The organism is Deltaproteobacteria bacterium (genome assembly GCA_020845895.1).
Lineage (GTDB): Bacteria > Lernaellota > Lernaellaia > JACKCT01 > JACKCT01 > JADLEX01.
Map to the genome: position 1 here is coordinate 1 of JADLEX010000135.1, position 10,708 is coordinate 10,708.

Below are 10,708 nucleotides of genomic sequence, written 5' to 3' on the forward strand. Positions count from 1 at the left end.
AATCGGCGGATTCTACGACGCGGACCTCGATGCGCGCTCCTACGGCGGTCTCGTCACCGTGGAACTTCCCTTGTGGAACTGGAACCGCGCCCCCGTGCGCCGCGCGCGGGCCGAGCGCGAATCCGCCGTGTGGCGCGCACGCCTCGACGAGCGCGTCACCCTGGAGCGCGTGGTCGCACTTCACGCGCGCCTGACCGCGCTCGAACGCAATCTCGTCGAGCGGGAGAAAAACGTTCTGCCTCGAAACCGCGAGGTGCTGCGTTCACTCGAAGTCGGGTATCGCGTCGGCGAGATCGGCCTGCTCGACATGCTCGACGCGCGCCGCGAACTGGTGCGCACGACGACCGGCACCCTCGCGATGCTCGCCGAATTCCACCTGCTGCTGTCCGAACTTCACGTCCTTCTGGGAGATCCCGACCATGTCTAGTCGAATCACAGGTATCCTTTCGTACTTCGTTGTCAGCCTCTTCGCCTTTGCGCTCCTGGGGTGCGTCGAACGCGACGCGCACGGAGAGACGGCAAACACCGCCGAGGCGACGCACGACGATCACGGCGATCACGGCGATCACGCAACGGCGGAACCCGGTCATGCGGAGCAGGGTCACGCGGAGCACGCCGACGACGAACACGGCCACGGCGAGGGATCGGATCTAGATCGGCCGGCGGATGAACTCTTCGCCGCGAGTTGCGAGCACAACGTCCCGACGCACCAGTGCGACGAGTGCCGGTACGAGGTCGGCGTCGTGCGCGTCGCGCCGGATCTGATCGACGGCGGTCTCGTGCAGGTCGCGTCGGTCGTGACGAGAATGCTCGATTCGCCGATCCGTCTCACGGGCGAGATCCGCTTCGACGAGCGACGGGTCGCCCATCTCGCGCCGGTCGTGGCCGGCTCCGTTCGGCGCGTGCTCGTTGATGTCGGCACGGCGGTGCGTGCGGGGCAGCCGCTCCTCGAACTCGACAGCGCGGATCTGGCCGGTGTGCAGGGCGCATCACTCGAGGCCGCGTCGGCGCTGCGTCTAGCCCAGCGGGAATACGACCGTCAGCGCGAGCTGCGAGACGCGAATGTCGCGAGCGAGAAGGAGTATCTGAACGCGAGGGAGTCCCTTGAATCCGCGCGGGCACGGGCCGAGGCCGCGTCGCGATCGCTCGCCGGAATGGGCGGAGGCGGCGCGGGCCGCTACGTCATCCGCGCGCCGATCGCGGGGACCGTACTCGACCTGCACGCGGTCACGGGGGAGTTCGTCGAGTCGGGCCGGGAGATCATGCTGGTCGGCGACACCGAGGGACTCTGGGTCTGGGTGGATCTGTTCGAGAAGCATCTGGACGCGGTGAGCACCGCCCGGCGCTCCGGCAAGTTGCCGGCCACGGTGAAGGTGGACGCGTACCCGAACGAGACCTTCGTCGGCGAACTCGACGTTGTCGGCCAGGTCATGGACGAGGCGAGCCGCACGGTGAAAGCGCGGGTCACACTGGCGAATCCCGGTGGGCGCCTGCGTCCCGGTATGTTTGCCGACGTGACGCTGCATCCCGAGGGCGCGCGCGACGCGCTCGCCGTTCCCGCGACGGCGGTGCAGTCGGACGAGGGGCGCGACTTCGTCTTCGTGCGCCATGACGGCGACTACTTCCTGCGCCGTCCGGTGACCAAGGGCATTTCGAACGGAGACTTTCTCGAAGTGGCCGGCGGTCTGTCGCCCGGGCAGGAGATCGTGACCATCGGGGCGTTCCTGCTCAAATCGGATGTCCTGCGCTCGAAAATGGGCGCGGGCTGCGCGGACTGACAGGAGCGCATGTGAACGCATTCATTTCGTGGGTTCTGAAAAACCGTCTCCTGATCGTCATCGCGACGGCGGTCGCGATCGTGCTGGGCGCGATCGCGTGGGCGCGCCTGCCCATCGACGCATTCCCCGACGTCACGAACACGCAGGTGATGATCCTGTCGAAGGCGCCCGGGCTGGCCGCCGAAGACGTGGAACAGCAGGTCAGCTACCCCATCGAGCAGGCGATGGGCGGGCTGCCGCACGTGACGCTCGTACGTTCGCTTTCGAAGGCGGAGCTGTCGCAGGTGGTCGTGATCTTCGAGGATGGCGCGGAGACCTATTGGACGCGCCAGGTGGTCTTCGAGCGCCTGGCCGACGTGCGCGAGACCCTGCCGTCCGGCGTGGAACCCGAGCTCGGCCCGATCAGCACCGGCCTCGGCGAGATCTTCCAGTACACGGTGGAGGGTGAGGGATTCTCGCCGATGGAGTTGCGCACGATTCAGGACTGGATCGTCGCACCGATGCTCAAGCCGATTCCGGGCGTGAACGAGGTCAACAGTTTCGGCGGACACGTCAAACAATACCAGGTGCTGCTGCACCCGGAGCGGCTGCTCAAATACGACCTCACGCTCGACGAGGTGGCCGAGGCGATCGAGGCCGGCAACGGCAACGCCGCCGGCGGCGTGGTGGTGCGCGGGTGGGAGCAGAGCTACCTGCGTGGCGTTGGGCTTCTTCGCGACGCCCCGGATATCGGCAAGATCGTTCTGAAAGCGACGGATGGCGCTCCTATCACGGTGGCCGACGTGGCCGATGTGGTCATCGGCGCGCAGCCGAGGCAGGGCGGCGTGTCGCGCGACGGGCGGGGCGAGGTCGTGGCGGGCATGGTCATCATGCTCAAGGGCGAAAACTCGCGCGACGTGGTGAATCGGGTGAAGGCGGCCATCGAGCGGGTTGAAGACGCGATGCCCCAGGGCGTGCGCATCAACGTGTTCTACGACCGCACCTCGCTCATCGAGGCGTGCATCGAGACGGTCATGGACGCGCTGATCGAGGGCGGCGTCTTCGTCATCCTCGTGCTCTTCCTGTTTCTGGCGGAGTTTCGCACGGCGCTCATCGTGGTGTTCTCGCTGCCGCTCACGTTTCTCGTCTCGTTCATCGTCATGGGGAGCGCGGGTATTTCCTCGAACCTGATGAGCCTCGGCGGACTCGCCTTTTCGGTGGGAATGGTCGTCGACGCCTCGATCGTCGTCGTCGAAAACATTCGGCGAAAACTGGCCGCCCTCGGCGATCCGCGCGACCGCCACGCGGCGGTCGTCGACGCCGTGACCGAGGTCGCAAGCCCCGTCGCGTTCTCGGTGCTCATCATCGCCGTGATTCTGGTGCCTCTTTATTCGCTGCAAGGGGTCGAGGGAAAGATGTTCGGCCCGCTGGTCAGCACGATGATGATCGCCATCCTCGTTTCGCTCGTCGTCGCGCTGACGGTCGTGCCCGCCCTGGGCGAGTGGTTTCTCAAGGCCGAGCCCGAGCGGGAATTCGGCGTCATCCGCCGTCTGCACGCGGCCTACCGGCGACTGTTGGACCGCGCGATCGCGAGGCCAAAAGCCACGATCGGCGCCGCCGCCGCCGTCATGGCGCTCGCCGTCTCCCTGACACCGTGGATCGGCGCCGAGTTCATGCCCGCGCTCGACGAGGGCGCGCTCGCCATCAACGCCGTGCGTCTGCCCAACGCGTCGCTCGACGGTTCGGTGCGCGTGGCGGACTTCATCGAAAAGCGCCTGGCGAAATTCCCCGAGGTGGAAACGGTCGTCTCCAAGACGGGCCGCGCGGAGATCTCCGAGGACCCCATGGGGCCCGAGCAATCGGACATCTTCGTGATGCTCAAGCCGCGAAAAGCCTGGACGTCGGGGCGCGACCGCGCCGCGCTCGTCGAGGACATCGGCCGCGACCTCGCGTCGATCCCCGGGATTCGCCTGTCGTTCTCGCAGCCCATCGCGCTGCGCGTCAACGAGCTCATCTCGGGCGTCAAGAGCGACCTCGCCGTCAAGGTTTTCGGGCCCGATCTCGCCGAGCTCAAGACACACGCCGACCGCGTGGCGTCCGTGCTCACGGGGATGAACGGCGCGACGGACGTGAAGATCGAGCAGATCACGGGGACGCACCAGTGGGATCTCGTCATCCGCCGCGACGCCGCCGCGCGTTTCGGCATCCGCATCGCGGACATCAACACCGCCATCGAAACCGCGCTCGCGGGCCGCGACGTGACCACGCTCATCGAAGGGCAGCGGCGATTTGCCGTGACGGTCCGATTTCCTGAAGCCGCGCGCCGCGACATGGACGCGATCGGCGATCTGCTGATCCCCGCGCCCGGCGGAGAACGCATTCCGCTTTCCCGGCTGGTGGAGGTGCGCGAAACCGAGGCCCCGGCGCAAATCAGCCGTGAGCAGGGCATGCGCCGCGTCGTCGTGGAGGCGAATATTCGCGGGCGGGATCTCGGCGGATTTGTCGCTGAGGCCGAGCAGAAGCTGGAACCGATCCGCCGCTCGCTGCCCACCGGCTATACGCTCCAGATGGGTGGACAGTTCGAGAACCAGCAGCGTGCCATGCGGCAACTGTCCGTCGTGGTACCGGTTGCACTGATCCTCATTCTGGTGCTGCTCTACCTCGCGCTGCGTTCCATCAGCCATTCTCTGCTCGTCCTGCTCAACCTGCCCTTCGCGCTGGTCGGCGGGGTCATCGCGGTGGTTGGGTTCCGTATGGATCTGTCGGTGTCCGCTTACATCGCCTTCATCGTGCTGCTGGGCATCGCCGTGCAAAACGGCGTGGTGCTCATGGACTTCATCGTCCAACTGCGGCGTCGCGGCGTCGAATTGAACGACGCGGTGACCGAGGCGTGCGCTCTGCGTTTTCGGCCGCTGGTCATGACGGCACTGACGAGCTTCATCGGCCATCTGCCGATGCTCTACGCCACGGGCAGCGGTGCGGATATTCAGAGGCCGCTGGCGGTGGTGGTGATGGGCGGGCTCGTCACCTCCACCCTGCTCACGCTCGTCGTGCTGCCGTCGGTATATTGCTCGCTACGCCCCGGAATCCGAACCCATCTGGAGGACGAGACGGTCTCCACATCGTGACCAACGCGGCGAACCGGTCATCGATGCGGGCTGCGTTTCCGCGCGGCCGCCGCGAAGACTGCAGCGAGGCCGAATGCGACCCAGAGCCAATGGATTTTGTCCGCGGAGATGAAAATCTTGCGCACCAGCGTCTCGAGCGCGGGGCGACTGACCAGCGAGCGGTGCGCGATGTCGCGGCTCCAGTTCATGTCGTGGCCGAAGTACTCGGCGAAGTGGAGCAGGCACGCGAAGAACGCCGCGCCCGCGGTCAGCGCGAGAAGCGCAAACGTCATTTCGCGCCATCCCGCGCCGAGCCGGAGGGGAACGCGGTCGATCCAGAGCGCCAACCCGAGCATCAGCATCGGCGCGATCAGCATGATGTAGCGCGCGTCGCCCGCCGATCCGCCGTCGAATTCGTGATAGGTGGCGAACTGCACGAGCCAAACGGTCATGGCGGCGAACATCCCGAGGGCGAGCCGCCGGTGTTCGCGAAACATCCACCACCATCCCCATGCCGCGAGCCAGAGGTAAGGCTGCTTGACGAACAGGCCGACGGGATGGTGACCGGGAAGTTGAAAGAGCAGTTTCCACGCGCCGTCGGAGAAGGGGTGATCGAACATCGCGGCCATCGAGTACGTGAACTTCATGTGCACGGGGCTGTTGAAACTGCGGAACGTCAGCCATGGCGCACCGAAGCAGGCGGTGTGGTAGGCGGCCAACACGAGGATGGGGATCGCGAACGCCGCGACGTTGACCGCGAATCCCGGAATGTCGTCATGCCGACGCGGGAAAACACGGCTGTTGGGATCGAACACCAGCATGACGAAAAACACGGGGATCAACAGGAGGAGGGGATAGCGAATCATCGGGAGAGCGCCGACCAGAAACGCGAACGCGAGGCTCTTTCGATCGGCGCGCGTCAGGTCGACGTCATGCACCATAAACAGCAGCGACAGAACCGCGGCGATCTCGAACACGTGAACATAAAGATGGGCCGAGTATTTCCAGTTGAGCGAGGCGAACGCGTAAAGGAGCCCGACGGTCCAGGCGGCACTCGGGGAAGCTCCGATCGAACGACAGAGCCGGATCAGAAGCAGAACGCCGAGCGCGCCGACGCACGCGGGCAGCATCAGAAGCGCGTGAGCCCCGGCCACTTCCGGCGGCTGCGCGGTGAGCAGACCCCACGCCCTCCCCAGGGCGTAGAACGGTACGCCGAGAAACGCGACGCCCGGCGCGCGGTCGATGTAGTAATGACCGTCCTTTGTCGCGTAATCAACGCCGCCGGAGTAGATCTGCCAGAACGAATCGGTTCTCAGCGAGCCTTCTTCGACGATGGCGCGAACCAACGAAAAGTGGCTGCCCTCCACGGACCCGGCGATGGGGTAATGGCTCGCGTAATACACCGACGCGCAAAGGACAAACAAAAAGACGAACGGAGCCCGCTCGGACCAGTTCTCTCCGAGGCTCCAGCGAGCCGCCCGAACCGATGCACGGCGCGCCGCGTCGAAAAATCGCTCGATGGTGCTCATGTCGCGCACTCCACGAGATGACACGCGGCGGTGCGTCCGGCGCCGATGCCGCGCATCGTCGGCTCCTCGTTTCGGCATCGTTCGATCGCGTCGCGGCATCGTGGATGAAACCGGCAGCCGGGCGGATGATTCGTCGGCGGATGCACCTGACCGGGGATCGTCGCGGACACGCGCCCCGCGTCGAGCGCGCGCAACGCGGTGAGCAGGCCACGCGTGTATGGATGCGCCGGCGCGCCGAGCACGTCCGCTGCCGTCCCTTCCTCGATGATTTTCCCCGCGTACATGACCGCGACACGGTCGCACACCCGCGCCACCACGCCCAGGTCGTGGCTGATGAGCAGCAGCGACATGCCGGTCTCGCGCACGAGATCGTCGAGCAGATCGAGCACGCCCGCCTGCACGGTGACGTCGAGCGCGGTGGTCGGCTCGTCGGCGATCAGCAGGCGCGGCGACGCGGCGATCGCCATGGCGATCAGCGCCCGCTGGCGCATGCCGCCCGAGAGCTGCCACGGATACGACGTGGCCGCGCGCTCGGGCTCCGGCAGACGCACCCGGCGCAGCAGTTCGACGACCCGCACGCGGCGTTCGCTCGTCGCGATCGACCCCGGCAGCGCCTCGGCGATCTGATTCCCCACGGTGAAGACGGGATTCAGGTACGTCATGGGGTCCTGAAAGACCATCGCAATGCCCGATCCGCGAAGCGCGCGGCGCTCCGGCTCCGGCATCGACACCGTGTCGCGCCCGTCGAACGACACGCGCCCGGTCACGCGGGCGCCATGGGGCAGCAGGCCGATCGCGGCGCGCGCGGTCAGCGACTTGCCGCAACCCGACTCGCCGACCAGACCCAGCCGTTCGCCCGAAGACAGGCGCAGATCGACGCCGTCCACCGCGCGGGCGAGTCCCCCGGGGGTCGGGATGTGCACGCACAGGTCGCGGATGTCCAGGAGTGGACTGGAAGGAAGAATGGGATCTGGCGGGTTCAATGCCGTTCGCGGTTTGCGGCCATCGCCCGTCGGTATTCGTCCTCGGTGATGACGCCCTTTTTCACGAGCAGATCGACCAGCGCGCGCAGCGAATCGTTTTCCCGCTGATTGGCCGTCAGGTTCTTCTCGATCCCCTCGGAGGTGAGGATCACGGCGGGCTCGCCGTTTCCCGGGGCGTCAATCGTGATACCGCCGCGCAGGTCGCGCTCGCCGACGCATTCGCGCACGCCCTCGTCGGTGTAACAGAAATTGATGGCGCGGAAGATGTCGCGCTCGAGCGCCAGGGCGACGGTCACGTGGCAACCGCTCGCGAATTCGACCGTCTGAATCGCCTGGTAGTCGGTCGGGTCCGACATGGCGATGAGCAGCGTCTGCACGCCGTTCTTGGCCTTGCGCGCGATGGGAATGAGCCCGTGCTTGCTGCACACATCCTTTTTCACGCGGGCGATGGCGTCGGTGCGGATGTGACTCTTCGTAAGGTTGATGATCGGCAGCGAGAGCTGATGCGCGAGCACGTTGATGAGGGCTTCCTCGGTCAGAAATCCCATGCGGACGAGGTGCGACCCGAGCCGCCCGCCGAACGCGTTCTGGTCGGCCAGCGCGGCCTTGAGCTGATAATCGGCGATGATGCGATTCTCGACCAGGACGTCGCCCAGCCGTCGTCTGTCGTTCACCATCGGCTCCCCTCAGTTCCGCAGTTCGCGCACCCGCACGCCCGGCGGAGCTTCGATACGTAGATCTTCCGCCGTGGGACCCTGCCCGATCCGGATCTCGTCGAGCCGGACGATCAGGGTCGCGCCGCGCGACGGCGCGCGCACGGTCAGCCGCGTCGGCAGAGGCAGATTCCCCTCGCGGTGCTTTTCGCACTCCACCACGGCCAACGTCTCGGAATCGGGATCAGCATCCTGAAAAATGGAAAACCTTGTCAAGCGAAATTGTGAGCCCTCTATCACCGCCCGGCGCAAATGACCCTCGCCGTTGACGCTTTCCAGCACGATCGCGCCCTCCGGCTCGCCGGGAACCCGTTTTGCGAGCGTCCACTCACCGCCATCCGCGGGAGGCAGCCCGCCCGCGAGAATCCAGGGCAGCGGCGCGGGATCGACCGGAACGTCGAGCAGACGGTCGAGCAGCGTTTTCGCGTCGCCCCGCACCAAGACGCCCTCCATGCGGTCGAGAAATCCGGCGCCGCCCGGCGTGAGCACGAGCGACCCCGCGGGGGTCATGAAGGGCGTGAACACGTCGACTCGCACTCCCGCGCGCGGATCGACGGCGAACTCGGCGTCGGCGAATCCGAAGAGCATGCCCCCGGCGCGTACGCCCCCCGACGCGGTGTACGCGACCGCGCGGTCCATCATGGCCTGGGCGAGGTCGCGCACGGGCGGCGTGGGAAGCTGCGTCGGCGGCGCCGTGCGCGCGCAGGCGGAGGCGAAAACGACCAGCGCCAGAGCCGCCGCGACGGCTGACGCGCGAACGATGCGACGCACGGTCATTCGCTCTGCTGGATCTTCTCGAGCAGCTTCGCTTTCTGATCCGCCTCGGGAAAGAGCTCCAGCGCCTTCTTGTAGTATTCGAGCGCGTCCTTCTTTTTGCCCATGGCCTTCAGGCAGTCGCCCACGTGTTCGCAGATCACCGATTCGTCGGGCACCAGCTCGTGCGCGCGTTTGAGATGCGTGAGCGCGTCCTTGTATTTGCCGCGCCGATACAGCAGCCAGCCGTAGCTGTCGGTGATGAATCCGTCCCCGGGGCGCAGGTCCACCGCCTGTTTGAGCAGACCCTCGGCCCGGTCGAGCTCCGTGTTGTGCTCGACGAGCGTGTAGCCCACGAAGTTCAACGCGTCGGCGTTTTTCGGCTCGCGCACGATCACCGCGTCCATGATCTCGACGGCGCGTTGCCACTCCCCCGCCCGCTCATGGATGTTCGCGAGCACGTAGCTCAGGCTCGAATCGTTGGGTGTCACGGTCAGGGCCTGCTCGAGCATCGCCACGGCATCCTTCACGCGGCCCTGATCGGCCACCACGAGCGCCAGCGTGCGCATGAGGAACGTGTCGTCGGGATTGAGCTGCAAGGCGCGGCGCAGCAACGCCTCGGCTTCGTCGAGCCGCTGCATTCGGCGCAGCAGCCCGCCCCGCGCGGCGAGACTGTCGAGGAAATAGGGGCTGCTGTCGGGGATGCGCGCGTACGCCCCATACGCGGCTTCGGGCTGGTTCTGCCGGGTCAGGCTAAGCGCGAGGAAGTAGAGCGCCTGCCCGTTTTGCGGATCGGCGGCGAGGATGAGGTTGAATTCGGTGATCGCCTCACTAAACCGGCCCTGATAGAACAGGATCAATCCACGGTTCAGGCGCACATCGGCGTCGTCGAACTGGAAGAGTTTGAGCTTCTCGTTTTCCCGCTCGGCGTCCTGAAGGTTGTGCCGCTGAACATGCATGCGCACGAGGTGCGTGCGCAGGTACGAGTTGTCGGGCTCGATCTCGAGGGCGCGCTCGTAGTGCGCGATCGCGGCTTCCTCGTCGTTGCGCTCCTGCGCGCAGTAACCCAGCGTCATCTCGGCGCGGGCGAATTTCGGGTCGATCTCCAGCGTTCGCCGCAAAAAGGGCTCGGCGGCGGCGCAGTCGTCGCGCACGATTTCGAGCCGCGCGCGCTCGAACATCGCGAGCGCCGAGGCGCCGTGTCGCGCGATCAGATCATCCAGCACGGCGCGCGATCGGTCGAAGTCCTTGTTCACGGTGTGGAGATTCGCGACGAGCAGCGCGATCTCCTCGTTGTCCGGATCCTCGGCGAGCGCGCGGGTGTAGGCGTCGGTCGCGCCCTTCACGTCGCCGCGCGCGGCGAGCAGGCCCCCGTAAAGCACGGCCGAATCCACGTCTTTGGGCGAGAGGTCGAATGCCTGTTTCGCATACGCCACCGCGCCGTCGAGATCGCCCTGATGCACGCGGATCTGCGCGAGGGTGCGGTAGATCCCCGCATCCTGGGGCGTGATCTCGGCCATTGCCTTGTACGCTTTTTCCGCCGCCTCGAAGTCCTGGCGCAGCAGCGCCTGCTCGGCCTCGATCGCGTAGAGATAGTAGTCGGAGCGCGAGCCGATCTCGCCGCGCTCCTTGATCGCGTTCAGCGTCGAGCCTTTGACCGTCGCGGTGTTCGCGCAGCCGGCCGCGACGATCGCGAGCGCGACCAGCGCCGCGACCGCGAAAGCGCGCATCGAAGTTTCATCCGCGCCGCCTGCGCGATGGATCGTTGTCATTCGCGTTGCCTTCCTGTGATTCGCCCGAATCGAGCCGGTATTTTAGGCGCATTCGCCCCCGGTGCGAAAGCCACCGCCCAATGGTCCGGACCGC

The 10,708-nt window shown here is 66.4% G+C and carries 8 protein-coding genes; 3 read left to right on the plus strand and 5 right to left on the minus strand.

Features of this window, described 5'->3' with window-relative positions; genetic code table 11:
* The 3 genes from IT350_18315 to IT350_18325 all read left to right on the plus strand — a co-directional run.
* The coding region (locus IT350_18315; protein ID MCC6160013.1) for a TolC family protein at positions 1-427 on the plus strand (427 nt) is incomplete at its 5' end.
* Entirely contained in the window at positions 420-1,778 is a 1,359-nt protein-coding gene (locus IT350_18320) for an efflux RND transporter periplasmic adaptor subunit (protein MCC6160014.1), read from the plus strand. The genes IT350_18315 and IT350_18320, both read left to right, overlap by 8 nt.
* A gap of 11 nt (positions 1,779-1,789) precedes the next feature.
* Positions 1,790-4,885 carry an efflux RND transporter permease subunit gene (locus tag IT350_18325; GenBank protein ID MCC6160015.1) on the plus strand — a complete coding sequence of 1,032 codons (3,096 nt, stop codon included), beginning with the start codon at positions 1,790-1,792 and terminating at the stop codon, positions 4,883-4,885.
* Between the two features lie 17 nt (positions 4,886-4,902).
* On the opposite strand, the gene IT350_18330 is transcribed toward IT350_18325, so the two are convergent.
* The 5 genes from IT350_18330 to IT350_18350 are packed head-to-tail and all read right to left on the minus strand — an operon-like array spanning position 4,903 to position 10,572.
* Entirely contained in the window at positions 4,903-6,393 is a 1,491-nt protein-coding gene (locus tag IT350_18330; protein ID MCC6160016.1) for a hypothetical protein, read from the minus strand.
* Positions 6,390-7,376, minus strand: coding sequence for an ABC transporter ATP-binding protein (locus tag IT350_18335; GenBank protein MCC6160017.1), 987 nt, complete (start codon positions 7,374-7,376; stop codon positions 6,390-6,392). Before IT350_18335 ends, IT350_18330 begins: the two co-directional genes overlap by 4 nt.
* A complete protein-coding gene (locus IT350_18340) occupies positions 7,373-8,050 on the minus strand; it encodes a hypothetical protein (protein MCC6160018.1) in 678 nt (225 codons plus the stop codon). The genes IT350_18335 and IT350_18340 overlap by 4 nt, the downstream gene beginning before the upstream one ends.
* 12 nt (positions 8,051-8,062) lie before the next feature.
* Positions 8,063-8,860, minus strand: coding sequence for a DUF4292 domain-containing protein (locus tag IT350_18345; GenBank protein ID MCC6160019.1), 798 nt, complete (start codon positions 8,858-8,860; stop codon positions 8,063-8,065).
* Positions 8,861-8,862: 2 nt separating this feature from the next.
* Entirely contained in the window at positions 8,863-10,572 is a 1,710-nt protein-coding gene (locus IT350_18350) for a tetratricopeptide repeat protein (protein ID MCC6160020.1), read from the minus strand.
* Positions 10,573-10,708 lie beyond the last annotated feature (136 nt).